Source organism: Agromyces cucurbitae (assembly GCF_058349945.1).
On sequence record NZ_JBYRES010000002.1, the window covers coordinates 770214 to 794016 of the forward strand.

Consider the following 23803-nt stretch of genomic DNA (forward strand, 5'->3'; position numbering starts at 1 on the left):
CTTGCCGCAGAACGCCGAGGACTGGCAGGGGTGGCGGGTGCGGCTGTAGTCTGGTCGGCTGCCCAGCTCTGCTCGTCACCTGGCGGCGCGACCGCGGGCGTCCCGATTCCGGTCGCAGACCGATCGGAACACGAACCCATGGGCTTCATCGACGTCAACGGCGTCTCGTACTCGCTCCCCGACGGGCGGCCGCTGCTCGCGCGCCTCGCCTGCCGCGTCTCGGAGGGTGCGACGACCGCGCTCATCGGCGCCAACGGCGCCGGCAAGTCGACCCTCCTGCGCATCATCCGCGGCGACCTCCGGCCCGACGAGGGCAGCGTGCAGGTCGACGGCGGCCTCGGCGTGATGGACCAGTTCATCGGCACCGGCCGAACCGTCGAGGGGGCGGATGCCTCGGTGCAGGGCCTGCTCGTCTCGGTCGCGCCGCGCCGCATCAGGGAGGCCGCGCTCGAGCTCGAGGCATCCGAGAACGCCCTCATCGAACGCGACGACACCGACGCGCAGATGCGGTACGCGACCGCGCTCGCCGAGTACGCCGAGGCCGGCGGCTACGAGCAGGAGGTCGTCTGGGACCACTGCACGCAGGCGGCGCTCGGCATCCCCTACGAGCGCGCGAAGTGGCGCGAGCTGTCGACGCTCTCGGGCGGGGAGCAGAAGCGGCTCGCGCTCGAGGCGCTCTTGCGCGGGCCCGAGCAGGTGCTGCTGCTCGACGAGCCCGACAACTCGCTCGACGTGCCCGGCAAGCGCTGGCTCGAGGACCGGCTGCGGGAGACCTCGAAGACCGTGCTGCTCGTCTCGCACGATCGTGAGCTGCTCGCTCGCGCCGCCGACCGCATCGTCACGATCGAGCTCGGCACCGCGGGCAACACGGCGTGGGTGCACGGCGGCGGGTTCGAGGGGTACCACGAGGCCCGCGAGGCGCGGTTCGAGCGGCTCGACGAGCTGCGGCGACGCTGGGACGAGCAGCACGCGGCGCTCAAGGCGCTCGTGCTGCGGATGCGCGAGAAGGCGAAGTACAACGCCGACATGGCGGCCGCGTACAAGGCGGCGACCACGCGTCTCTCGAAGTTCGAGGAGGCGGGGCCGCCGCAGGAGCGCCCGCCCGCGCAGGCCGTGTCGATGCGGCTGCGCGGCTCGCGCACGGGCAAGCGCGCGGTCGTGTGCGAGGCGCTCGAGCTCACCGGGCTCATGCGGCCGTTCGACCTCGAGGTCTGGTACGGCGACCGCATCGCGGTGCTCGGCTCGAACGGGTCGGGCAAGTCGCACTTCCTGCGGCTGCTCGCGGGCGGCGGCACCGAGCCCGACCGCACGCTCGGGCACGTGACGAGCGTGGGGGAGACGCTCGCCCGGGTGCCGCACGAGGGGCGCGCGGTGCTCGGCGCACGGGTCGTGCCCGGCTGGTTCGCGCAGAACCACGAGCACCCCGAGTTCCGTGGCCGCACCCTGCTCGACATCCTGCACCGGGGCGACGCCGACCGCGACGGTCTGCCGCGCGAGGCCGCGAGCTCGGCGCTCGACCGCTACGGGCTGGCCGGTGCCGCGCTGCAGAACTTCGAACAGCTCTCGGGTGGGCAGCAGGCGCGCCTGCAGATCCTGTTGCTCGAGCTCTCGGGGGCGACCCTGCTGCTGCTCGACGAGCCGACCGACAACCTCGACCTCGTCTCGGCCGAGGCGCTCGAGGAGGCGCTCGAGCGCTTCGACGGCACCGTGCTCGCGGTCACCCACGACCGCTGGTTCACCCGCAGCTTCGACCGCTTCGTGGTCTTCACCGAGTCGGGCGAGGTGGTCGAGACCGACGCGCCGGTGTGGGATGAGGGCCGGGTCGCCCGCGCGCGATGACCGTCGCGCGGCGGGGGACCCGGGCCGCGGCCGGGCCGGACGGTAGGGTGGAACGGTGAGCCAGGAGATCGAGATCGGCCGCTCCAAGCGGGGCCGGCGAGTGTACGCGTTCGACGACATCGCGATCGTGCCGAGCAGGCGCACGCGCGACCCCGAAGACGTGTCCGTCGCGTGGTCGATCGACGCCTACCAGTTCGACATCCCGTTCCTCGCGGCCCCCATGGACTCGGTCGTCTCGCCGCAGACGGCGATCATGATGGGGCAGCTCGGCGGCCTCGGCGTGCTCGACCTCGAAGGCCTCTGGACCAGGTACGACGACCCGGCGCCCGTGCTGGCCGAGATCCGCAACCTCCCCGCCGACCGCGCCACCGAGCGCATGCAGCAGCTCTACGCCGAGCCGATCAAGCCCGAGCTCGTGTCGGCGCGGCTCGCCGAGATCCGCGCCGCGGGTGTGACCGTCGCGGGTGCGCTCTCGCCGCAGCGCACGCAAGAGCTGTACGAGACCGTCGTCGCCGCTGGCGTCGACCTCTTCGTCATCCGCGGCACGACCGTCTCGGCCGAGCACGTGTCGAAGAACCAGGAGCCGCTCAACCTCAAGAAGTTCATCTACGAGCTCGACGTGCCCGTCATCGTCGGCGGGGCAGCGACCTACACGGCCGCGCTCCACCTCATGCGCACGGGCGCGGCGGGCGTGCTCGTCGGCTTCGGCGGCGGTGCCGCGTCGACCACCCGCACGACGCTCGGCATCCACGCGCCCATGGCGACGGCCGTGGCCGACGTGGCCGGCGCGCGCCGCGACTACCTCGACGAGTCGGGCGGCCGCTACGTGCACGTCATCGCCGACGGCGGCGTCGGCACGGCCGGCGACATCGTGAAGGCCGTCGCGTGCGGCGCCGACGCGGTCATGCTCGGTGCGGCGCTCGCCCGCGCGACCGACGCGCCCGGCGGCGGCTACCACTGGGGTGCGGAGGCCCACCACGCGAAGCTGCCCCGCGGCCGCCGCGTGCAGGTCGGCCAGGTCGCCCCGCTCGAGGAGGTCCTCTACGGCCCCGCCCCGGCGGCCGACGGCACCGCGAACCTCGTCGGCGCACTCAAGAAGTCGATGGCGACCACCGGCTACTCCGACCTCAAGGAGTTCCAGCGCGTCGAGGTCGTCGTCGAACCGTACCTGGGTTCGTAACGCGCGCCAGCCCCCTCCTCACCGCGACGGTGTTCGGGTAGCGTGGAAACGGATCACGCGGCCGGGCCCTGAGCCGCGGGGATGGGGTGGCACGATGGCCAAGCTCAAGTCGGTGACGCGTTCGCAGAAGCTCGGACCGGAGGAGCGCGAAGCCGCCATTGCGCGCCTGAAAGAGAAAGAGCTCGACGTGCTCGTCGTCGGCGGCGGCATCGTCGGCACCGGTGCGGCGCTCGACGCCGTCACCCGTGGCCTCTCGACCGGGCTCCTCGAGGCCCGCGACTGGGCGTCGGGCACCTCGAGCCGCTCGTCGAAGCTCGTGCACGGCGGCATCCGCTACCTCGAACAGCTCGACTTCCGGCTCGTGCGCGAGGCCCTCATCGAGCGCGGGCTCCTGCTCCAGCGCATCGCCCCGCACCTCGTGAAGCCCGTGCGGTTCCTCTACCCGCTCAAGAAGCGCGTCTTCGAGCGGTTCTACGTCGGCGCGGGCATGATGCTCTACGACATCTTCAGCTACACGGGCGGGCGTCCGCCGGGCGTGCCGCACCACCGGCACCTGTCGAAGCGCCAGGTGATGCGCGCCATCCCCTCGCTCTCGAAGGACGCCCTCGTCGGCGGCCTCACGTACTACGACGCCCAGGTCGACGATGCCCGCTACGTGGCATCCCTCGCCCGCACCGCGAGCTTCTACGGCGCCCACGTCGCGAGCCGCGTGAAGGTCGAGGGCTTCATCAAGGTCGGCGAGCGGGTCGTCGGCGTGAAGGCCCACGACCTCCAGACCGACGAGCACTTCGAGGTGCGCGCGAAGCAGGTCGTCAACGCGACGGGCGTCTGGACCGACGACACCCAGCGCATGGTGGGCGAGCGCGGCACGTTCAAGGTGCGCGCCTCGAAGGGCATCCACCTCGTCGTGCCCCGCGATCGCATCCAGTCGGCGATGGGCATGATCTTCCGCACGGAGAAGAGCGTGCTCTTCGTGATCCCGTGGGGCCGGCACTGGCTCATCGGCACGACCGACACCGACTGGAACCTCGACAAGGCCCACCCCGCGGCGACCGCGGCCGACATCGACTACCTGCTCGAGCACGTGAACGGCGTGCTCGCCATTCCGCTCACCCGCGAGGATGTCGAGGGCGTGTACGCAGGCCTGCGGCCGCTGCTCGCCGGCGAGAGCGAGCAGACGTCGAAGCTGTCGCGCGAGCACCTCGTCGCCCACACGGTGCCCGGGCTCGTCGTCATCGCGGGCGGCAAGTGGACGACCTACCGGGTGATGGCGAAGGACGCCATCGACGCGGCCGTCGACGCCCTCGACGGCAAGGTTCCGCCGTCGGCCACGCAGGACATCCCGCTGCTCGGCGCCGAGGGGTACCAGGCGGCCTGGAACAAGCGGGGCAAGATCGCGCGCGCGTTCGGCGTGCACAAGGTACGCATCGAGCACCTGCTGAACCGCTACGGCACGCTGACCGACGAGCTGCTCGACCTCATTCGCAGCGACCCCGAGCTCGGGGAGCCGCTGCCCGGCGCCGACGACTACCTCGCCGCCGAGGTCGTGTACGCGGCCTCACACGAGGGCGCCCTGCACCTCGACGACGTGCTCGCCCGCCGCACCCGCATCTCGATCGAGTCGTGGGACCGAGGGGTGTCGGCCGCGCCCGTCGCGGCGAAGCTCATGGGTCGGGTGCTCGGCTGGGACGAGGCGCGCGAGACCCTCGAGGTCGAACGCTACCTGCAGCGCGTCGCCGCCGAGCGCGCGTCGCAGGAGCAGCCCGACGACGAGTCCGCCGACCGGGTGCGGCTCGAGGCGCCCGACATCGTGAAGGTCGACTGAGCCCGGAGCCCGCGGCCTCGATACGGCGCTGCGCGCCTCGGTTTCGATACGGCGCTGCGCGCCTACTCAACCCGGCGCTCGACCGACCTCCCAGCCGCGCGCGGGTAGGCTTGTGGATCGTGTCCGCCGACTCACGCCGCGCCGTCGTGCGCATGATGCTGCGCCCCCGCTGGATCGCGGCGCTCGTGGTCGCGCTCGCCGTCGCGGCGGGCTTCGCCCTCCTCGGCCAGTGGCAGATCGAGCGCGCCGTCGAGCAGGCGGTCGTCGTCGAGCGGCCGACCGAGGAGGTGCTGCCGTTCGACGGCATCGCCGAGCCCGACCAGCCCACCCGCCAGGCGGTCACCGCCCAGCGCGTGGAGGTCACGGGCACGTACGTTCCGGGCGACACGGTCGTCATCGAAGGACGGCTGAACGACGGCGTCCTCGGCTACTGGGCGGTCGCGCACCTCGAGGTCGCCGACGCCCCGCCCGGAGGCATCCCGATCGCCCTCGGCTGGGCCCCCGACGTCGAGACCGTGCAGGCCGCGATCGACGAGTTCGAGGCGGGCCTCGACGGCACCTCGCAGGTGAGCCTCGTCGGCCGCTTCCTGCCGACCGAGGCACCCGTCGCGCCCGACACGGATGGCGACCCGTTCGCGATGAACACGGTGGCCGTCGCCCAGCTCATCAACCTGTGGGCCGACTACGACGACCGGCCCGTGTACTTCGGCTACATCACGGCTGCCGACCCGGTCGCTGGACTCGACGCCATCTCGTCGCCGCCGCCCGAGCAGACCACCGAGCTCAACTGGCTCAACGTCTTCTACGCGGTCGAGTGGGCCGTGTTCGCGGGCTTCGCGATCTACCTCTGGTACCGCCTCGTGCGCGACGCCGTCGAGCGCGAGCGCGACGAGGCCGACGCCGCCGAAGCGGCCGCGCCGGCCGGGGGAGCCTCGGGCGACGCCTGACCGCGACGGGCGGCCGCGATGCGGGGCGCGCGGCCCGTTCGCGAGGCCCGGCCGCGAGGCCCGGCTCAGCCCCCGAACGCCGCGGCGAACTCGGGTGACGGCTCGATCTCGGTGATCACGTCGACGAGCACGCCGCCGGGGTCGAGCACGATCACGTGGCGCTGCCCGAACGGCTCGCTGCGGAGCGGCTGCACGACGGGCACGCCGGATGCCTCGAGCCTGGCCGCGACCTCGTCGACGTCGTCGACCTCGAGGTTGACGAGCACGCCGCGCGCCACCGCGCCGTAGCCCGACGGCATCGACTCGTGCGCGGGGTCGAGCAGCGCGAGCTCGTGCCCGCCGTCGGGGTGTCGCAGGCTCACGTACCAGTCGGTCTCGAACGCGGTCTCGAATCCGAAGTGCTCGCGGTAGAAGCGGGCGCCGGCGGCGACGTCGGTCGAGCCGAGCACGGGATAGCAACTGCGCAGCATGGGGGTCTCCTCGGGTCGGCGGCAAGAAACATACACACTGTATGTATGTGTCATGATGGTGACATACAGTGTGCATGTCAACCAGGAGGTGCCGTGGCGACGAAGGCCGAGCAGCGCGACCGCACGCGCGCCGAGATCGTGCGCATCGCGACGCGCCGGTTCGCCGCCGACGGCTACGGGGGCGTCGCCCTCGACGACGTCATGGCCGAGGCCGGCCTCACCCGCGGGGCGCTCTACCACCACTTCGGCAGCAAGCGCGGGCTCTTCCAGGCCGTGGTCGAGCAGGCGCAGCTCGGCGTCGCCCGCGCCGTCGAGCAGGCCGCGACGGGCCATGACGACGTGCTCGACGACTTCCTCGCGGGCTGCCGCGCCTTCCTCGCGGCGAGCCTCGCGCCCGAGGTGCGTCGCATCCTGCTCATCGAGGGGCCGGCGGTGCTGGGCTGGGGCGAATGGCGCGACGGCGATCTCGAGTCGAGCGTGCGGCTGCTCGACGAGGGCGTCGCCGAGCTCGCCGAAGCGGGAATCATCGCCGACCGGTCGCTCGAGACCGTCGCGACGATGCTCTCGGGCGCGCTCAACGAGGTCGCGATCGCGAACGCGGCGGCGCCCGACCCCGCTCGGGGCATCGACGAGGCGGTCGCGACGCTGCGCCGCTTCGTGCTCGGTCTTCGCCCAGCCGACGCCACGTAGACTGTACGCATGCCCCTCGAGCCCAAACTCGCCGATCTGCCGCGCATTCGCGGGGCGCTGAAGTTCTACCAGGTGGCCTCGGTCATCACGGGCGTCATGCTGCTGCTGCTCTGCGCCGAGATGCTCCTGAAGTACGTCTGGCACTACGAGCTCTTCGCGTTCGGCCCGAACGGCTTCGTGAGCTTCGAGCCCGTCCTCGAGACGGCCTCGGGCCTCGAGTCGACCGGGCAGGGCGTGAACCTCTCGACCGGCATCCTCATCGCCCACGGCTGGTTCTACGTCGTCTACCTGTTCAGCGACTTCCGCCTGTGGAGCCTCATGCGCTGGCCGTTCACGCGGTTCATCGTGATCGCGCTCGGCGGCATCATCCCGTTCCTCTCGTTCTTCCTCGAGGCGCGCATCGGGCGCGAGGTGCGTGCGTACCTCGACCGGCGCGAGGCCGACGCGGCCACCGGCGACGCCGGCACCGCGCAGGGCGCCCGCCCCGAGGCATCCGACCCCACCCCCGACTCCGTGGAGGCACAGCAGTGACCGATCAGCAGACCGAGCAGCGCCCGGTCCTCGTCGTCGACTTCGGCGCGCAGTACGCGCAGCTGATCGCGCGACGGGTGCGCGAGGCATCCGTCTATTCCGAGATCGTGCCGCACTCGATCACGGCCGACGAGGTGCGCGCGAAGAACCCGATCGGCATCGTGCTGTCGGGCGGGCCGAGCTCGGTGTACGAGCAGGGCGCCCCGCAGCTCGACGAGGAGATCCTCGAGCTCGGCGTGCCGACCCTCGGCATCTGCTACGGCTTCCAGGTGATGGCCCGCCACTTCGGCGGCGAGGTCGCCGAGACCGGCGCGCGCGAGTACGGCGCGACGGCCGCGAACGTCACGGATGCCTCGGGCAACGCGCTGCTCGTCGACCAGCCGGCCGCGCAGACCGTGTGGATGAGCCACGGCGACTCGGTCGCCCGTGCGCCCGAGGGCTTCGAGGTGCTCGCGTCGACCGAGTCGACCCCGGTCGCCGCGTTCGCGAACGACGAGCGCAAGCTCTACGGCGTGCAGTGGCACCCCGAGGTGAAGCACTCGCCGTTCGGCCAGGGCATCATCGAGAACTTCCTGCACCGCGCCGCCGGCATCCCGGCCGAGTGGAACTCGGGCAACGTCATCGCCGAGCAGGTCGCCCGCATCCGCGAGCAGGTCGGCGACGCCCGCGTCATCTCGGCACTCTCGGGCGGCGTCGACTCCGCCGTCTCGACCGCGCTCGTGCAGCGCGCCGTCGGCGACCAGCTCACGGCGGTCTTCGTCGACCACGGGCTGCTGCGCAAGGGCGAGCGCGAGCAGGTGCAGAACGACTACGTCGCCGCGACGGGCGTTCGCCTCGTCACGATCGACGCCGAGGAGACGTTCCTGAACGCCCTCGCCGGGGTCACCGACCCCGAGGAGAAGCGCAAGATCATCGGCCGCGAGTTCATCCGCGCGTTCGAGGCCGCCGAGCGCGATCTCATCGCCGAGGCCGCCGCCGACGGCACGCCGATCAAGTTCCTCGTACAGGGCACGCTGTATCCCGACGTCGTCGAGTCGGGCGGCGGTTCGGGCACCGCGAACATCAAGAGCCACCACAACGTCGGGGGCCTCCCCGAAGACCTGCAGTTCGAGCTCGTCGAGCCGCTGCGCACCCTCTTCAAGGACGAGGTGCGCGCGATCGGCCGCGAACTGGGCCTGCCCGAAGCGATCGTCGGCCGCCAGCCGTTCCCCGGCCCGGGCCTCGGCATCCGCATCGTCGGCGAGGTCACCCGCGACCGGCTCGAACTGCTGCGCGACGCCGACGCGATCGCCCGCGAGGAGCTGACCAAGGCCGGCCTCGACCAGGAGATCTGGCAGTGCCCGGTCGTGCTGCTCGCCGACGTGCGCTCGGTGGGCGTGCAGGGCGACGGCCGCACCTACGGCCACCCGATCGTGCTGCGCCCCGTCTCGTCCGAAGACGCGATGACCGCCGACTGGACCCGCCTGCCCTACGACGTGCTCGCGAAGATCTCGAACCGCATCACGAACGAGGTGCGCGAGGTCAACCGCGTCGTGCTCGACGTCACGTCGAAGCCGCCGGGGACCATCGAGTGGGAGTGATCGCTCCCGACCCCGTCGCTCGGTGACGGGGGTGCGCGAAGGGCGCCGGCCGTTGGCCGGCGCCCTTCGGCGTCGCCGGACGGGTGTCGGCCGTCCGAACCCTCAAGAGTATGGATTCGGCTCGCGCCACAGGTTCGAGAGCTGCGACTCCACGGCAGCGCTCACCGCCCCGGTGCCGCCGAGGACGACGATCCGAGCAGGGCGCAGCCGTTTGAGTTCGCTGACCACGGCTGAGGGGAGGGAACTGGGCGGCGTGAGGAGGACTGGTCCGCCCTTGGACGCGGCGAGCGGGCCGCCGGCGAGTGCATCGGGGAAATCGCTGCCGCTGGCGACATATGCGACAGGTGTCCTTTCGGTGAAGCTCTCTCGCGAGATCGCGACGGCGGTCGCGTATCGGTCGGCGCCCGCGATTCTCGTCACCTTCCCGGTCGTATAGGCATCGAGTTGCTCGGCGACGGAGGTGCTGACCGATCCGGGGCCTCCGAGCACCACGATGCGCTTGGGGTTCAAGCGCTTGAGCTCGGCCACGATGACAGGAGGTAGCGATGAGCGCGCCGTGAGGAGGAGCGGTCCACGTTCCTTCGTGGCCAACGGTGCGCCGGCGAGCGCATCGGGGAAGGTCGTGCCGTTGGCGATGAAGGCGACGTCGGGCGGGCCGCCAGACCAGTACTGCATCTTCGCGATTGCGGCCGAGGTCGCGTATCGGTCAGCGCCGGAGAATCTGTCGACGGCGATCTGCCACGAGGTCAGCTGTCGAATCTGATCTTCGACGCGCTTGCTCACAACACCCGTGCCTCCGAAGATGACGACGCTTTGGGGTCTGAGCCGCTTGAGCTCGGCGATCGTCGACGCAGGAAGGGCCGCCGAACCGGTGAGCAGGAGTGGACCGTCACGCTCGCCTGCAACCGGTCCACCAGCTAGTGCATCGGGGAATGAGGAGCCGCTTGCGATGAAGAGGCCCTCTGCCGGTGGTGCGAAGTTGGCTCCTGAGATCGCCGAAGCGGTCGAGTAACGGTCGCTACCGGAGAGGCGCGATGTCTTGCCCCACTGCTGAGCCGCCACGGGGGCTGTCGTAGCGGACGTGCGTTCGGTCGGGGAGAACTCGTCTGCGGACGCAGTCACCGTCACCGAAATGCGAACGCCGCGTTGGGCCTCTCCGAGTAGGAGCCGCTCATTCGTGTACGAGTCGATCGGCTTGCCGTCAGCGAACCAGCGGTAGCCCAGGGTCGCATTCGGCGTCGAAGACGAGGCTTTTGCCGTGAGAGTCGATCCGACGACGAGCGAGCCCGAGATGGTCGGTGTCGTGACAGCCGTGTGTCCGCGCCAGACGTAGACGCCCTCCGCAAACTCGTACTTCGTCGAATAACCCGGCTTGGTTCCCGTGACGGAAAGGTCCAAGGCGGCGCCGAGATACTCCGAGGTGAGCTTGAGTTGGCGGTCGTGCGTGATGATCGTAGCCGTGTCGGGCTGGTACGTGCTCCAGGTGTAGGTCAGCTCGGTACCCGCGCTCCACTCACCCGGAATCGCGGTCAGCGTGGAACCGAGAATCGGGTCACCGGAGATGATCGGCGTCGACGAAAGCAGTGTGGCCGGCCGCACTTCGACATGCGCCGTCGACGAGAGCGATCGCGGGAGGCGCCCTGGAGCCGTCGCCGTCACCTTGACGTCGATCACCGCCCCGAGCAGGCTCGCGTCGAGGGCGAGGCGCTGCGAGGTCTGCCCGATGAGGGGCTCTCCACCGGCGAGCCAGACATAGTCGAACTCCGTGCCGGGAGTGGTGGACGAGGCCCGCGCCGTCAAGGTCGAGTCGACCACCGGCGCGCCTGCGATCGTCGGAACGGCTAGCTGGGTGGGTCCGCCCGACACGTTGAGCTCCGCAGTGCGGTTCTCGCCTTCTGCGAGCGCGATCGTCGGGCCGCGTTCAGCAGTTCCGCCTTGGCATTCTGCGACGGAGGTCCAAGTGGGGTCGGCGCACAACGAATAGGATCCGGCCGGAAGTGCGTAGAACGTGAATGTCCCATCCGATTCGATCGCCGTACTGCTCACGGCTTGAAACGCGTCGGAGTCGGCCGCGTACCGGAATAGGTGAACGCGAACGGTCGCCCATGGGAACGGGCTGCCCTCGTCATCGACGACCTGCCCCGTGATCCGAGACGTGCCCGCCAGAGCGTTCATGCTCGCCCTGTCAGGGGAGGCGACCGCCGATGCCGGGGCGAAGAGGAGGCTCAGGGCGGCCACCATCGCGACCATGGGTCCGATCGCCCGAGCGATCACGTGGCGGCGTCGCGGCAGGCGGGAACCGTGGCCGCGGAGGGGGACGACGGAGTCAGGGCGGGGCAATCGGGTCTCCGGATGTTCGGGTCGCAGGGGACGGGCCTGCCGCCTGCGCAACGCCGCGGGATGCCTCGAGCGATTCCACCACACCCGGGCCCCGTTTGGGAAGATTCCTGATCCCGTTGAACGCCCGCCCCCGGAAACGACGAACGGCCGCCCGAAGGCGGCCGTTCGGGTCTCGATACGGCGCTGCGCGCCTACTCGACCGGCGGAGCGACTAGTCGCGCGCGATCGCGAGCATGCGCAGGATCTCGAGGTAGAGCCAGATGACGGTGACCATGATGCCGAAGACGCCGGTCCACTCGTACTTCTTCGGGGCGCGGTTGCGCACGCCCTGCTGGATGAAGTCGAAGTCGAGCACGAGCGAGTAGGCGGCCATGATCACGACGAGCACGCCGAGGATGATGCCGAGCGGGATGCCCATGATCTCGGCGCCGCGCATGCCCCACGGGTCGTTGTTCACGCCGAAGACCATGAGGCCCCAGTTGATGAGCGAGAACACGAGGTACCCGACCATCGCGATGAGGAAGATCTTCGTGGCCTTCTTCGACGCACGGATCTTGCCCGAGGCGAAGAGGGCGAGGGTCACGCCGAACACGACGAACGTGGCGAGCACGGCCTGCGCGACGATGCCGCCGCCGTAGGCCATCTCGTACCAGGCCGAGATGCCGCCCACGAACACGCCCTGCACCGCGGCGTAGGCGAGGATGAGGCCGGCCGACGGCTCGCGCTTGAACGTGTTGACGAGGGCGAGCACGAAGCCGACGATGCCCGCGCCGATCCAGAGGAACGGCACGCTCTCGACCGTGAGCCAGCCGATCGCGGCGCCCACGAGCAGCAGGCCGAAGCCGGCGACCGACTTGCCGAGCGTCGACTCGACCGTCATCGTCTCGCCGGCGGGCGGCGTCGACGGCTGGTTGTACATCTCCTGCAGTTGCTGGGCGGAGAGGTCTTGCGCCTGCGCCACGGCTCCCTGCTGCGAGAATGCGGAGTTCCGCGAGAATGCGGGATTGTCGAGAGCCATGGGTTCCTCTGCTTTCGGCTGTCGTCGGATGCGGGGGATCGGCGACCGGATGCGGCATCCGTGCCAGGTAACAAACCTATCGGAGTTCTTCGTGACAACGCCGAGAGTTCGCGCGGAATTCCGCGGGCGCGCGGCCGGGCTGCGCGACCGGCTCGCTACGCTGGGCGGATGCAGCCCGACCCGGCCCGCCGCCCGCTCGTCATCGGGCACCGAGGTGCCCCGGGCTATCGGCCCGAGCACACCCGCTCCTCCTACGAGCTCGCCTTCGCGCTCGGCGCCGACGCGGTCGAGCCCGACATCGTGTCGACCCGCGACGGCGTGCTCGTGCTGCGTCACGAGAACGAGATCTCGGGCACCACGGATGTCGCGTCCCGGCCCGAGTTCGCCGGTCGGCGCACCACGCGCGAGGTCGACGGCGCTGCGCTCACGGGCTGGTTCACCGAGGACTTCACGTGGGCCGAACTGTCGACCCTGCGCGCCCGCGAACGACTCGGGTCGCTGCGACCGGCCAGCGCGAGCTTCGACGGGCGTTACCCGGTGATCCGGCTGCGCGACCTGTTCGGGCTGATCGACACCGCCGCCGACGAGCAGCGCCGCCTGATCCGCATGGTCGCCGAGTTCAAGCACGCCGCGCATTTCGAGTCCCTCGGGCTGCCGCTCGACGAGCTGTTCGCCGCCGAGCTCGCGGCGGCCGGGTGGGGCACGGGCGACGAGCGCCTCATCATGGAGGCATTCGAGCCCACCCTGCTCGACCGGCTCGCGGCACGAGGCATCCGGGGCAAGCGCATCGCGCTCATCGAGAACACCGGCGCCCCGTGGGACCTCGTGCTCGCGCAGGGCCGGCACGCTCCCCGGTACGACGCGTTCGTGACCGCCGACGGCCTGAGCGGGCTCGCCGGCAGGTTCGACGGCGTGAGCGTCGGCAAGGGCCGGCTCGTCGGCCCGCCGCCGAAACGACGTGGGGATGCCGCGACGCCGCCGCTGCGCGGGGCGGCGCTCGTCTCGGCCGCCCACGCCGTGGGCCTCGAGGTCTACACGTGGACGCTCAGGCCCGAGAACCGCTTCCTCACGGCGGCCAGGCGACGCGGTTCCGCCCGTGCCGGTTACGGCGACTGGGCGGGGGAGTTCGCCGAGGTGCTCGCCACGGGCGTCGACGGCGTGTTCGTCGACCACCCCGACCTCGGCATCGAGGCGCGCTCCGACTTCGCGTCGACGGCGGGTTGACCCCTCCTCACCATTCCGCGACGAGCTCGAACCCCTCGGCCTCGATCGCGTCGCGGAACGCCGCGTCCCCGAGCAGCCGCAGCTCCCACGACCGGATGATGCCGTTCGGACCGGCCACGGCGTGCTCGGGCGCCGGGTGCAGGAAGAGCTCGCTCGTGCCCTCGGGCAGTGCGCCGAGGAGCCGCAGGTAGTGGTCGCGGAGGGCCTCGTACCCGCTGAGGTCGGCGGCCGTGCGTCGGTTGGTGGCGATCGAGGCCGGAAGCGCGACGCCGGCGGCGTCGGCGGCGGCGACCGCTCGCGCGTGCAGCTCGCGCAACCCGGCGGGCAGCTCGCCGCCGAGGTAGAGGGCCGGGTCGCGCGGAAGCCGGAAGCCCATTCCGTGTCGTGCGGCCAGGGCGAGCGCCTCGCCGAGGAACGATCGACCGGTGAGGCCGTAGAGCGTTCCCGAGTGGGAGTCGAGGGCGGCGGGGCGGATGCCTCGCACGTGCAGCCACGCGAGCTGGGCGTCGAGCTCGGTCGCGACCTCGGCAGGGTCGGCGCGTTCGCCGACGACGGCCGGGGCGTCGGGCAGGGTGCCGTTCGCGGTCGCGAGCGATCGGCCCCCGGTGAGCGGGCGCCACGGCGCGGTGCCGCCGTCGCTCGAGAGCGTCGCGTGCAGGTGCGGCACGAGCCCGGCCGCCGTCACCGCAGCGACCCCGGCCTCGGCGGCGGGCGCGACGACGATCGCGGTCGTGGCCGTGATCGCCCCGTCGGCGGCGAGAGCGGCGATCGCGTCGGCGCTCTCGGGCTCGCGGCCGAGGTCGTCGGCCGTGATGACGAGACGGCGGCTCATCGCACCGTGTCGTCGTCGGCGGCGCGGGCCGCGGTCGACGCGATCGTGGCGGTGGCGTCGACCTCGGCCTCCGACAGCCCGTCGGGCACGCGGATGAACCGGGCGAGCACGGCCCCGATCGTGCACAGAGCGAACGGGTACACGCAGAGGTAGACGCGGTACGCCAGGTCGGGTTGCGTGCCCGGGTCGTCGCCCGAGTAGTACCCGAAGAAGACGCCGAGCGAGGCGAGCGCGAGGCCCGTGATGATGCCGTTGAGGCGCCCGAAGAAGCCGAACGCCGAGAGGAACAGCCCCTCGCGGTGCTGGCCGTGCCGGCGGGCGTCGTCGTCGAGCACGCGGGCGACGATGAGGTCGTTCGTCGCGAGCATGCCCGAGTAGCCGGCGCCGACGAGGATGCCCGCCGCGAGCGCCGTGACGAGGTCGGTGGCGAAGAACAGGGGGACGAAGCTCACCGCGAGCACGACGAAGGCGAGGCGCCACGCGAACGCCGCGCCCTTGCGGCGCACGACGCGCGTCCAGATCGCGAGTCCGCCGACCGAGCACAGGATGACGGCGCCCTGCAGGTAGAGCGCGTTCGCGACCGGCAGGCCGAGCGAGTAGCGCACGTAGAGCTGCAGGCCGGCCAGCACGAGCGCCATCGCGCTCGCGTAGCAGGCGCCGGCGACGCCGATCGACCAGAACCGGGGGTTGCGCACGATCGTCAGCAGCGTGGCGACGAAGCGCGGGCGCTCGCCGGAGCCGTAGCGCGGGTTCTCCTTCGCGCCGAACGCCATGAAGAGGATGACGGCGACGGCGATGACGCCGTAGATGATCGCGGTGACGGTGAAGCCGACGGTCGTGTCCTCGGTGCCGAAGACCGAGGTCGTCAGCAGCGGCGTCACCGCGAGCGAGAGCACGAGCGCGACGAGCTGGAACGCCTGCCGCAGCGAGTTCGCGACCGCGCGGTTGCGCTCGCGGGGGAAGAGCTCGGGCAGGAGGGCGCCGTAGTTCGCGTTCAGCATCGAGTCGGACGCCTCGCAGAGGATCGCGAACACGGCGAACCAGATGACGAGGCCGAGTCCGTCGAGCGAGGTCGGCGCGGAGAAGAAGCCGATCATGCTCGCCGCGAGCAGCGGTGCGCCGACGACGAGCCAGGGTCGGCGCCGACCCCAGCGGGTGCGGGTGCGGTCGGAGAGGAAGCCGAGCACGGGGTTGTCGATCGCGTCGATGATGGCGTACACGACCATGACCGCGCCGTAGACGCGCACGTCGAGGCCGAGGATGTCGACGTAGTAGAGGATCATCGAGCCCTTGATCATGTTGATCGGGATCGAGGTGCCGAACATGCCGATGGCGTAGCGCCATGGCGCGGTGGCAGGGGGCGGCGTCGTGGTTGCGCGATCGGTCATCGTCGTCCTTCGCTGGGGGTGCGCAAATGTTACGACATTCTGACTCCTTGCGCTGCTCGGCCGGAGGCCGCGGTGTCGGGGGCCGCGCCTAGACTTGAAGGCGACATGACGCTGATCCTCGACCCCGACGACCCGGCCGGCTGGCGCGAGGCGCCGCCCGCACGTTCCACCGACGCATCGGCCGCGGCATCCGGCCCCGGCTCCCGCCTGACCGACGGCCTCAACCCGCAGCAGAAGGAGGCGGTCGAGTACCGCGGACCGGCGCTGCTCATCGTCGCGGGTGCGGGCTCGGGCAAGACCCGCGTGCTCACCCACCGCATCGCGCACCTCATCGAGACCCGTGAGGCCTGGCCGAGCCAGATCCTCGCGATCACGTTCACGAACAAGGCCGCCGCCGAGATGCGCGAGCGCGTGCAGGCGCTGCTCGGCGACAGCGCGTCGGGCATGTGGATCTCGACGTTCCACTCGGCGTGCGTGCGCATCCTGCGCCGCGAGGCCGAGTCGCTCGGGCTCTCGTCGACGTTCACGATCTACGACTCAGCCGACCAGCGCACGATCCTCAAGCGCATCATCAAAGAGCTCGACGCCGACACGATGGGCTTCACGCCCGCGAGCGCGCAGGCGAAGATCTCGAAGCTCAAGAACGAGCTCGCCGACGTCGAGACGTACGCGCGCAACGCGAACACGAACGACCCGCAAGAGGTCATGTTCCTCGAGATCTTCCGGCAGTACACGCGGCGCCTGCGCGAGGCGTCGGCCCTCGACTTCGACGACCTGATCGCCGAGACCGTGTACCTGTTCCGCGCCTTCCCGAAGGTCGCGGCGCTCTACCAGCGCCGGTTCCGGCACATCCTCGTCGACGAGTACCAAGACACGAACCACGCGCAGTACGCGCTCATCCGCGAGCTGACCCGGCCCATCGAGCCCGCGATCGTGCGCGAGCTCGACGAGCACGGCATCCTCGTGCGCGCCATGACCGACGCGACGGGTGCGATCCCCGGCGCTTCGCTGACCGTCGTCGGCGACTCCGACCAGTCGATCTACGCGTTCCGCGGCGCCGACATCCGCAACATCGTCGAGTTCGAGCGCGACTTCTCGGGGGCGCGGGTCGTGCTCCTCGAGCAGAACTACCGGTCGACGCAGAACATCCTGTCGGCGGCGAACGCGGTGATCTCGAACAACTTCGACCGCAAAGACAAGAAGCTCTGGACGGCCGACGGCGACGGCGATCAGATCGTCGGCTACACGGGCTACACGGCGCACGACGAGGCCCAGTTCATCGCCGACGAGATCGAATCGCTGCACCGCGACGGCATCGCCTACCGCGACATCGCCGTGTTCTACCGAACCAACGCGCAGACGCGCGCCCTGGAAGAGATCTTCGTGCGGTCGGCGCTGCCGTACCGCGTCGTCGGCGGCACGAAGTTCTACGAGCGCGCCGAGATCAAAGACGCGATGGCGTACCTCATCTCGGTCGCGAACCCGCTCGACGAGCTCGCCCTGCGGCGCATCCTCAACACGCCGAAGCGCGGCATCGGCCCGGCGACCGAGACGGCGATCGCGACCTTCGCCGAGCAGAACGAGGTGAGCTTCCGCGAGGCGATGCGCGCTGCGGGCGGTCTCGGGCTCGGGCCGAAGGTGACGGGTGCGATCCTCGCGCTCGCCGACGTGCTCGACGAGGCGGCGGCGATGCTGGCCAACACCGGCGGCTCGACCGACGCCGAGGGCAACCCCACGGCGGGCGCCTCGGCCGGCGCGGCGACCGGGGTCTCGGGCACGAAGGTCTCCGACGTGCTCGTGTTCCTGCTCGAGCGGTCGGGCCTCCTCGACGCGCTGCGCAACAGCCGCGACCCGCAAGACGAGACGCGGGCCGAGAACGTCGAGGAGCTCGTGGCGCAGACCCGCGACTTCGACCGCGAGAACCCGGGCGCGACGCTCGTCGACTTCCTCACGCAGGTCTCGCTCGTCGCCGCAGCCGACGAGCTCGACGACGCCTCGGGCACGGTCTCGCTCATGACCCTGCACACCGCGAAGGGGCTCGAGTACCACGCGGTGTTCCTCACGGGCATCGAAGAGGGCCTGCTGCCGCACCAGATGTCGGCCTCCGAGCCCGGCGGTCCGGCCGAAGAGCGCCGCCTGTTCTACGTCGGCATCACCCGCGCCCGCAAGCGCCTCTACCTGTCGCTCGCGATGAGCCGTGCCCAGTTCGGCGAGGTCGCGGTCGCGATGCCGAGCCGCTACCTGCAGGAGATCCCCGAGGGGCTCATCGACTGGCGCCAGTCGCCGGGCATGGCGACGAGCCGTGGCGGCACGCAACCGCGCGCACTCAACGCACGTCGCGACGGCGGCGCCTGGGGCACGCGCGACCGCGACCTCGAGCGGTTCAGCGTCACCCGCAGCGCGAAGCCGAAGACCGAGTGGGCGAACAAGGTCACGGGCACGGTGCGCGACAACGGCGACCTCACGCTCGAGGCGGGCGACCGCATCCGCCACACCGACTTCGGCGAGGGCAAGGTCACCCAGGTCACGGGCGAGGGCACGAAGAAGATCGCGCACGTCTCGTTCGATCGCGCCGGCCAGAAGAAGCTGCTCATCAAGATCGCCCCGATCGAGAAGCTCTGAGGCTCGCCCGAATGCCCTGGCCGACGCACTCCTCGCGCACCGTCTACGAGAACCGCTGGATCCGCGTGATCGAAGACGAGGTCGTGCGCCCCGACGGCGACACCGGCATCTACGGCGTCGTCGAGATGGCGCACCCGGCGGCATTCGTGGTCGCCGTCACCGACGCCGACGAGGTGCTGCTCGTGACGGTCGACCGCCACACGGTGGGTGCGAGCATCGAGGTGCCCGCCGGCGGCACCGACGGGGAGGACCCGCTCGTCGCCGCGCGGCGCGAGCTGGCCGAGGAGACCGGGTACGAGGCATCCGAGTGGCGCGAGATCGGTCGCATGACCGCGCTCAACGGCATCGCCCGGGCGGTCGAGCACGTGTTCCTCGCGACGGGGCTGCATCGCCCCGGCGCGGCCGCTGGGGGCGACGGCCGCGAGACCTCGCACGCGACCCGGCTCGAGGAGGGCATCACCGCCGTGCGGGCGGCGCCGTGGCCCGAGGTGCTGCGCATGGTGCGCGAGGGCGAGATCACCGACGGCGAGACGATCGCCGCGCTGGGATTCGCGGCGCTCGAGCTCGGCCGCCTGGCGTGAGCCCCGTGCGCGCGACCCTCGCCGGCTGGTGGCGGTCGGCACGTGCGCTCGACCTCGAGGTGGCGCTGCGCGCCGCCGTCGCCGCGGCGGTGCCGCTCGCGATCCTCGTGGCGGTCGGCCGAGTCGACTGGGCGTCGTACGCGGCGTTCGGCGGCATGGTCGCGATCTTCGGCCGCAGCGAGCCGTACGGCACCCGGTTGCGCACGGTGACGGCCGCCGCGGCGGCGCAGCTGATGGCGACGGGGCTCGGCATCCTGCTCTCGGCCTCGGACGCGCCGCTCGCCGTGCAGGCCGGGGCGCTCGTTCTCGTCGTCGCCGCGGTGATCGTCGGCTTCAACCTGCTCGGCGTCACGCCCTCGACGCCGCTGTTCGCCGTGTTCGGCCTGCTCGTGTGCGCGGCCCAGCCCGTCGACGACGGCACGGGCTGGCAGCGTTGGAGCGTCGCGTGGGCGGCGGCCGGGTTCGCCTGGCTGCTCGCGATGTCGGGCTGGATGCTGCGCCGGCTCGCCGGCCGGGCGGGCCGCTCGCGAGAGCTGTTCAAGCCGTTGCCGCGCCGCACGCCGACACGACTGCGCGGCTATGCCGACCCTCGCCTCTGGCTCAACGTCGTGCAGAACGTGCTGGCCGCACTCGTCGCGGGCGGCATCGCGCTCGCACTCGGGTTGGGCCATCCGTACTGGGCCGTGGTCAGTGCGATCGCCGTCATCCCGCCGGCACGCGCCGCGCACACCGTCTCGCGGGCCGTGCATCGCGTGCTCGGCACGATCGCGGGCGTCGCGGTGACGGCGCTCGTGCTGTGGCCCGAGCCGTCGGTCTGGGTGCTCGTCGCCGTCGTGGCGGTCTGCCAGTTCGGGGCGGAGGTGCTCGTCACCCGCCACTACGGCACCGCGCTCGTGTTCGTCACCCCCATGGCGCTGACGGTGGCCCACCTCGCCTCGCCCGTTCCCGTCGCGACCCTCATCGGCGACCGGGTGCTCGAGACCGTGCTCGGTGCCGCCGTCGGCGTCGTCGCCGTGCTCGCGGCCCGTCGGTTCGTCGAGGCGGTGCCGATGCCCCCGCCGACGACCGCGACGCCGAGCGTCGGTCCGTCCGGTCCGCCCCGCCCTCCGCGCGGATGACCGGCCACCGGGTGCTCGATCTCCCAGCGCGCGCATAGCCGACTCACCGCCCGGCGATAGGTCGGCGGCGCACGATGAGCCCATGGCATTCCTCGTGCACGACGCCCGGCACCTCGAGCGGCCCTCGCGCCCGCTCGGCGCCCCTGGCGTGCGGGGCGCGGGGCGGCTGTGGCGCGTCGACGTGCTGCAGGCGCTCGCCGTGGCCTCCGTCGCGGTGGTGATCGCGTTGTTCCTCGCCGACGGCGGAGCATCCCGATTCGGCGACCCGGGTGCCGCGCTCACCTCGCTCGGCATCATCGCCGGGCTCGTCGCCACCGACCTCGTGCTCGTGATGCTGCTGCTCGCCGCTCGCGTGCCGCTCATCGAACGCGCGGTCGGGCACGACGCCGCGATGGCGCTGCACGGCCGGCTCGGCAAGCCCGTGCTGTACCTGCTGGTCGCGCACGGCGCACTGCTCGTCGCCGGGTACACCGTGGCCGACGGGGTCGACGTCGTCGCCGAGGTCGTGACGATCTGGAACCTGCCCGATCTCCCGCTCGCGATGCTCGGCTTCGCGCTGTTCATCGCGGTCGTGGCCACCTCGCTCGTCGCGGTGCGGCGGCGCCTGCGGTACGAGGCCTGGCACCTCGTGCACCTGCTCTCGTACGCCGCCGTGCTCGCCGCGCTGCCGCACCAGTTCAGCGTCGGCGGGCTCTTCGCCGAGGGCGGGTGGCAGCGCTGGTTCTGGCTCGCATTCGTCGTCGTCGTGTTCGCTGCGCTCATTGTCTTCCGGCTGGTGGCGCCGATCGTGGTGTCGATGCGGCATCGGCTCGTCGTCGACTCGGTCGTGCCCGTCGGCCGCCCGACCGACGGCGTCTTCTCGATCACGATGCGGGGCCGACGACTCGAGACGCTCGCGGCTTCGGGCGGGCAGTTCTTCATCTGGCGGTTCCTCGCCGGAGGCCAGTGGTGGCAGGCGCACCCGTACTCGCTGTCGGCGGTGCCGCGCGGTGACCGGCTGCGCATCACGGTGCGCTCGCTCGGCGACGGATCGTCGTCGCTCGCCCACCTCCCGGCCGGCACCCGTGTCGCGCTCGAGGGGCCGTACGGCATCTTCAGCGAGGCCGCGCGCACCCGTGACCGCATCACCCTCGTCGGCGCGGGCATCGGTGTCACGCCCATCCGTTCGCTCCTCGAGCAGGCGACGTTCCGTCCGGGTGAGGCGACGGTCGTGCTCCGTACGACGGGAGCCGGAGAGGGCTGGTTGCTCGACGAGGTGGCGGCGCTCTGCCGGGCACGCGGTGCGACGCTGTTGACCGTGCCGGGCCCGCGCGGCAGCGGGTGGCTGCCGGATGCCGCCGAGCGACAGGGTCTCGACCTCGCCGCGCTCGTTCCGTCGGTCCGTGACAGCGATCTCTACGTCTGCGGCCCCCGCGGCTGGGCCGAGCAGCTCATCGGCGAGGCGCGGGCGGCGGGGCTCGCGCCCGAGCAGATCCATCACGAGAGGTTCGACTGGTGAGACGACGCGCGATCCTCCTGGCCTCCGCGGCGTCGGCCGCGGCCATCGTCGGCGGCTGGCAGCTCGGCGAGGTCGCGACGGCCGGCCTGACCGCCACCGGCACACCGACGGTGACGAACGCCTCGGCGGGCGCGACCGGCACCGGCGCCACCGGCAGCGACCAGGCGACCGATTCGGGTCGGGTCGACTTCGACGCGCTGGAGCCGAGCGACGCGACGTCCGGCACCGGAACCGAAGGCAGCGCCGGCAGCACCGGAACCGACGCCGCCGCACCGGCGACCGCGACCGACGGCACCTACGCAGGCTCGACCGTCTCGACGCGATTCGGCGACGTGCAGGTGCAGGTCACGATCGCGGGCGGGGCGATCTCCGACGTGACCGCACTGCAGCTCACCGACCACGACGGCCGGTCGGTGCAGATCAGCAACCGTGCCGAGCCCGTGCTCCGCTCCGAGGTGCTGCAGGCGCAGTCGGCCTCAGTCTCGCTCGTGAGCGGCGCCACCTACACGAGCGCGGCGTACTTGCAGTCGTTGCAGTCCGCGCTCGATGCGGCGGGGTTCCGGGGATGACGACCGCGCCGCCCACGATGCTGCCGCCGGGCGCGTTCGCCGCGATGGGCACGGTCGTCAGCGTGCGGCCCGGCGAACCCGCGATCGGTGACCGGGATGCGTCTGCGTCGCCGCCGGTCGACGACCGGGCGACGCTCGGCCTGGTCGCCGAGGTCTTCGCCCGCTGGGAGCGCCGGTTCAGCCTCTACGAGGCGGGCTCGGAGCTCAGCCGGGTCGCGCACGGCGAGCTCGCACTGACCGAGGCGAGCGAACAACTCCGTGGGGTGTACGCCCGTGCGCTCGAGTGGCGCGACGCCACCGCCGGGCGATTCACCCCGCACCGCCCCGACGGGGTGATCGACCTCGACGGCATCGTGAAGGCGCTCGCCGTCGAAGCGGCGGGCGACGCCCTCGATGCCGCGGGCCGCGCCGGCTGGGCGATCGACGCGGGCGGCGACATCCTCGTCGCCCGAGGCAGCCGAGCGCGGGTCGGCGTCGTCGACCCGCACGACCGCACTCGCCTGCTCACCGGATTCGACCTCGACGGGGCGCGCCGACGCGCGCTCGCGACCTCGGGCAGCGCCGAGCGCGGCGACCACATCTGGACGACCGCGGCGCTCGGGCGCACCCCGTTCGTGCAGGTGAGCGTCGCCGCGGCCGACCTCGTGACGGCCGACGTGCTCGCCACCGCGATCGTCGCGGGAGGATACGAGGCCCTCGACGACCTCGCCGCACGACACGACGTCGACGTGCTCGCCGTCGGGACGGATGGCGCGCTGCGCGCGACGCCCGGCTGGCCGCGAGCCGCGAACGCGCACGTCGGGTGATTCCCGCGTCAGACCACCCCGCCGAGCAGCCCGCCGATGACCCACGTCACGACGAGCGCGAGCGCCCCGCCGATCACGACTCGCAGCACCGCGCGGCCGCGCGGCGCCCCGCCGATCCACGCCGACAGCCATCCGGTGATCGCGAGGGCGACGACGACCGCGACGAAGGTCGTCGCGATGCGCCACTCGGGCGGCGGCAGCAGGATCGCGAGCATCGGCAGCACCGCGCCCACGAGGAACGAGAGGGCTGAGGCCCCGGCCGCATGCCACGGGTTCACGACGTCGTCGGCCGAGATGTGCAGCTCGGCCTCGAGGTGCGCGGCGAGCGCGTCGTGCGCCGTGAGCTCGCGGGCCACCCGGTCGGCGGTCTCCTCCGAGAGGCCCTTCGCGCGATAGATGCCGACGAGCTCGGCGAGCTCCTGGTCGGGCATCTCGGCGAGCTCGCGGGTCTCCTTCGCGATGAGCGCGTGCTCGGTGTCGCGCTGGGTCGAGACCGACACGTACTCGCCGAGGCCCATCGAGATGGCTCCCGCGACGACCGAGGCGATGCCGGCGACGAGGATGGCGCCGAGGTCGGTCGTGGCGGCCGCGACGCCGACGACGAGCGCGGCCACCGAGATGATGCCGTCGTTCGCGCCGAGCACCCCGGCGCGCAGCCAGTTGAGCTTCTCGTGCACCTTCGGGTCGTGCGGGTCGTCGCCGTGCTGCGGTTCGGTCGAGGCATCCGTCATGTCGGCAGTCTGGC

General features: G+C 71.7%; 20 protein-coding genes. 14 read left to right on the plus strand and 6 right to left on the minus strand.

The window, feature by feature from the left end; translation table 11 throughout:
- The first annotated feature begins 138 nt into the window (after nt 1–138).
- The 4 genes from AC3RJ6_RS10440 to AC3RJ6_RS10455 all read left to right on the plus strand — a co-directional run bounded on the left by AC3RJ6_RS10440 (nt 139) and on the right by AC3RJ6_RS10455 (nt 5791).
- A complete protein-coding gene (locus tag AC3RJ6_RS10440) occupies nt 139–1839 on the plus strand; it encodes an ABC-F family ATP-binding cassette domain-containing protein (RefSeq protein WP_491426979.1) in 1701 nt (566 codons plus the stop codon).
- A gap of 55 nt (nt 1840–1894) precedes the next feature.
- Complete coding sequence (locus AC3RJ6_RS10445; RefSeq protein WP_491426980.1) at nt 1895–3019, plus strand: GuaB3 family IMP dehydrogenase-related protein; 1125 nt, start codon at nt 1895–1897, stop codon at nt 3017–3019.
- Between the two features lie 94 nt (nt 3020–3113).
- Nucleotides 3114–4844 (plus strand): glycerol-3-phosphate dehydrogenase/oxidase, encoded by a 1731-nt coding sequence (locus AC3RJ6_RS10450; RefSeq protein WP_491426981.1) that lies wholly within the window; start codon nt 3114–3116, stop codon nt 4842–4844.
- Between the two features lie 119 nt (nt 4845–4963).
- A complete protein-coding gene (locus AC3RJ6_RS10455; RefSeq protein WP_491426982.1) occupies nt 4964–5791 on the plus strand; it encodes an SURF1 family cytochrome oxidase biogenesis protein in 828 nt (275 codons plus the stop codon).
- Nucleotides 5792–5856: 65 nt separating this feature from the next.
- Here the strand turns inward: AC3RJ6_RS10455 and AC3RJ6_RS10460 are convergent, their stop codons facing one another.
- Entirely contained in the window at nt 5857–6261 is a 405-nt protein-coding gene (locus tag AC3RJ6_RS10460; protein ID WP_491426983.1) for a VOC family protein, read from the minus strand.
- A gap of 93 nt (nt 6262–6354) precedes the next feature.
- Here AC3RJ6_RS10460 and AC3RJ6_RS10465 point away from each other — a divergent pair, with 93 nt between their 5' ends.
- From AC3RJ6_RS10465 to guaA, 3 genes are read left to right on the plus strand one after another with little or no spacing between them, the layout of a single operon-like run.
- Nucleotides 6355–6951 (plus strand): TetR/AcrR family transcriptional regulator, encoded by a 597-nt coding sequence (locus AC3RJ6_RS10465; protein WP_491426984.1) that lies wholly within the window; start codon nt 6355–6357, stop codon nt 6949–6951.
- 9 nt (nt 6952–6960) lie between these two features.
- Nucleotides 6961–7482, plus strand: coding sequence for a DUF3817 domain-containing protein (locus AC3RJ6_RS10470; RefSeq protein WP_491426985.1), 522 nt, complete (start codon nt 6961–6963; stop codon nt 7480–7482).
- A complete protein-coding gene (gene guaA, locus AC3RJ6_RS10475) occupies nt 7479–9062 on the plus strand; it encodes a glutamine-hydrolyzing GMP synthase (RefSeq protein WP_491426986.1) in 1584 nt (527 codons plus the stop codon). Before AC3RJ6_RS10470 ends, guaA begins: the two co-directional genes overlap by 4 nt.
- A gap of 102 nt (nt 9063–9164) precedes the next feature.
- Here the strand turns inward: guaA and AC3RJ6_RS10480 are convergent, their stop codons facing one another.
- A complete protein-coding gene (locus AC3RJ6_RS10480) occupies nt 9165–11312 on the minus strand; it encodes a cell wall-binding repeat-containing protein (protein WP_491426987.1) in 2148 nt (715 codons plus the stop codon).
- Between the two features lie 301 nt (nt 11313–11613).
- Complete coding sequence (locus AC3RJ6_RS10485; RefSeq protein ID WP_491426988.1) at nt 11614–12420, minus strand: Bax inhibitor-1/YccA family protein; 807 nt, start codon at nt 12418–12420, stop codon at nt 11614–11616.
- Between the two features lie 168 nt (nt 12421–12588).
- Between AC3RJ6_RS10485 and AC3RJ6_RS10490 the strand changes: the two genes are divergently transcribed.
- Nucleotides 12589–13644 carry a glycerophosphodiester phosphodiesterase family protein gene (locus AC3RJ6_RS10490; RefSeq protein WP_491426989.1) on the plus strand — a complete coding sequence of 352 codons (1056 nt, stop codon included), beginning with the start codon at nt 12589–12591 and terminating at the stop codon, nt 13642–13644.
- A 7-nt stretch (nt 13645–13651) separates the two neighbouring features.
- Here the strand turns inward: AC3RJ6_RS10490 and AC3RJ6_RS10495 are convergent, their stop codons facing one another.
- Both AC3RJ6_RS10495 and AC3RJ6_RS10500 read right to left on the minus strand, forming a co-directional pair.
- Nucleotides 13652–14476 (minus strand): ChbG/HpnK family deacetylase, encoded by an 825-nt coding sequence (locus tag AC3RJ6_RS10495; RefSeq protein ID WP_491426990.1) that lies wholly within the window; start codon nt 14474–14476, stop codon nt 13652–13654.
- Complete coding sequence (locus tag AC3RJ6_RS10500) at nt 14473–15864, minus strand: MFS transporter (protein ID WP_491426991.1); 1392 nt, start codon at nt 15862–15864, stop codon at nt 14473–14475. Before AC3RJ6_RS10500 ends, AC3RJ6_RS10495 begins: the two co-directional genes overlap by 4 nt.
- A gap of 105 nt (nt 15865–15969) precedes the next feature.
- Here AC3RJ6_RS10500 and AC3RJ6_RS10505 point away from each other — a divergent pair, with 105 nt between their 5' ends.
- The 6 genes from AC3RJ6_RS10505 (at nt 15970) to AC3RJ6_RS10530 (ending at nt 23058) form a co-directional block, all read left to right on the plus strand.
- The gene (locus AC3RJ6_RS10505) at nt 15970–18486 is read left to right on the plus strand and encodes an ATP-dependent helicase (protein ID WP_491426992.1); all 2517 of its coding nucleotides are present in this window, start codon (nt 15970–15972) and stop codon (nt 18484–18486) included.
- An 11-nt stretch (nt 18487–18497) separates the two neighbouring features.
- Entirely contained in the window at nt 18498–19067 is a 570-nt protein-coding gene (locus AC3RJ6_RS10510; protein ID WP_491426993.1) for an NUDIX domain-containing protein, read from the plus strand.
- The gene (locus AC3RJ6_RS10515) at nt 19064–20185 is read left to right on the plus strand and encodes an FUSC family protein (RefSeq protein WP_491426994.1); all 1122 of its coding nucleotides are present in this window, start codon (nt 19064–19066) and stop codon (nt 20183–20185) included. The genes AC3RJ6_RS10510 and AC3RJ6_RS10515 overlap by 4 nt, the downstream gene beginning before the upstream one ends.
- 82 nt (nt 20186–20267) lie before the next feature.
- Entirely contained in the window at nt 20268–21683 is a 1416-nt protein-coding gene (locus AC3RJ6_RS10520; RefSeq protein ID WP_491426995.1) for a ferredoxin reductase family protein, read from the plus strand.
- Entirely contained in the window at nt 21680–22252 is a 573-nt protein-coding gene (locus AC3RJ6_RS10525; RefSeq protein ID WP_491426996.1) for an FMN-binding protein, read from the plus strand. Before AC3RJ6_RS10520 ends, AC3RJ6_RS10525 begins: the two co-directional genes overlap by 4 nt.
- Nucleotides 22249–23058, plus strand: a complete 810-nt coding sequence (locus AC3RJ6_RS10530; protein WP_491426997.1) for an FAD:protein FMN transferase — start codon at nt 22249–22251, stop codon at nt 23056–23058. The genes AC3RJ6_RS10525 and AC3RJ6_RS10530 overlap by 4 nt, the downstream gene beginning before the upstream one ends.
- Before the next feature lie 8 nt (nt 23059–23066).
- Here AC3RJ6_RS10530 and AC3RJ6_RS10535 read toward each other — a convergent pair whose 3' ends face one another.
- Nucleotides 23067–23789 (minus strand): VIT1/CCC1 transporter family protein, encoded by a 723-nt coding sequence (locus AC3RJ6_RS10535; protein WP_491426998.1) that lies wholly within the window; start codon nt 23787–23789, stop codon nt 23067–23069.
- Nucleotides 23790–23803 lie beyond the last annotated feature (14 nt).

What these genes read in the sequence shown, in the direction of transcription:
- AC3RJ6_RS10440 (WP_491426979.1), top strand. Translation starts at nt 139, where the DNA reads ATGGGCTTCATCGACGTCAACGGCGTCTCGTACTCGCTCCCCGACGGG.
- AC3RJ6_RS10450 (WP_491426981.1), top strand. Translation starts at nt 3,114, where the DNA reads ATGGCCAAGCTCAAGTCGGTGACGCGTTCGCAGAAGCTCGGACCGGAG.
- AC3RJ6_RS10460 (WP_491426983.1), bottom strand. Translation starts at nt 6,261, where the DNA reads ATGCTGCGCAGTTGCTATCCCGTGCTCGGCTCGACCGACGTCGCCGCC.
- AC3RJ6_RS10470 (WP_491426985.1), top strand. Translation starts at nt 6,961, where the DNA reads ATGCCCCTCGAGCCCAAACTCGCCGATCTGCCGCGCATTCGCGGGGCG.
- AC3RJ6_RS10480 (WP_491426987.1), bottom strand. Translation starts at nt 11,312, where the DNA reads ATGGTCGCGATGGTGGCCGCCCTGAGCCTCCTCTTCGCCCCGGCATCG.
- AC3RJ6_RS10485 (WP_491426988.1), bottom strand. Translation starts at nt 12,420, where the DNA reads ATGGCTCTCGACAATCCCGCATTCTCGCGGAACTCCGCATTCTCGCAG.
- AC3RJ6_RS10490 (WP_491426989.1), top strand. Translation starts at nt 12,589, where the DNA reads ATGCAGCCCGACCCGGCCCGCCGCCCGCTCGTCATCGGGCACCGAGGT.
- AC3RJ6_RS10495 (WP_491426990.1), bottom strand. Translation starts at nt 14,476, where the DNA reads ATGAGCCGCCGTCTCGTCATCACGGCCGACGACCTCGGCCGCGAGCCC.
- AC3RJ6_RS10500 (WP_491426991.1), bottom strand. Translation starts at nt 15,864, where the DNA reads ATGACCGATCGCGCAACCACGACGCCGCCCCCTGCCACCGCGCCATGG.
- AC3RJ6_RS10505 (WP_491426992.1), top strand. Translation starts at nt 15,970, where the DNA reads ATGACGCTGATCCTCGACCCCGACGACCCGGCCGGCTGGCGCGAGGCG.
- AC3RJ6_RS10510 (WP_491426993.1), top strand. Translation starts at nt 18,498, where the DNA reads ATGCCCTGGCCGACGCACTCCTCGCGCACCGTCTACGAGAACCGCTGG.
- AC3RJ6_RS10520 (WP_491426995.1), top strand. Translation starts at nt 20,268, where the DNA reads ATGGCATTCCTCGTGCACGACGCCCGGCACCTCGAGCGGCCCTCGCGC.
- AC3RJ6_RS10530 (WP_491426997.1), top strand. Translation starts at nt 22,249, where the DNA reads ATGACGACCGCGCCGCCCACGATGCTGCCGCCGGGCGCGTTCGCCGCG.
- AC3RJ6_RS10535 (WP_491426998.1), bottom strand. Translation starts at nt 23,789, where the DNA reads ATGACGGATGCCTCGACCGAACCGCAGCACGGCGACGACCCGCACGAC.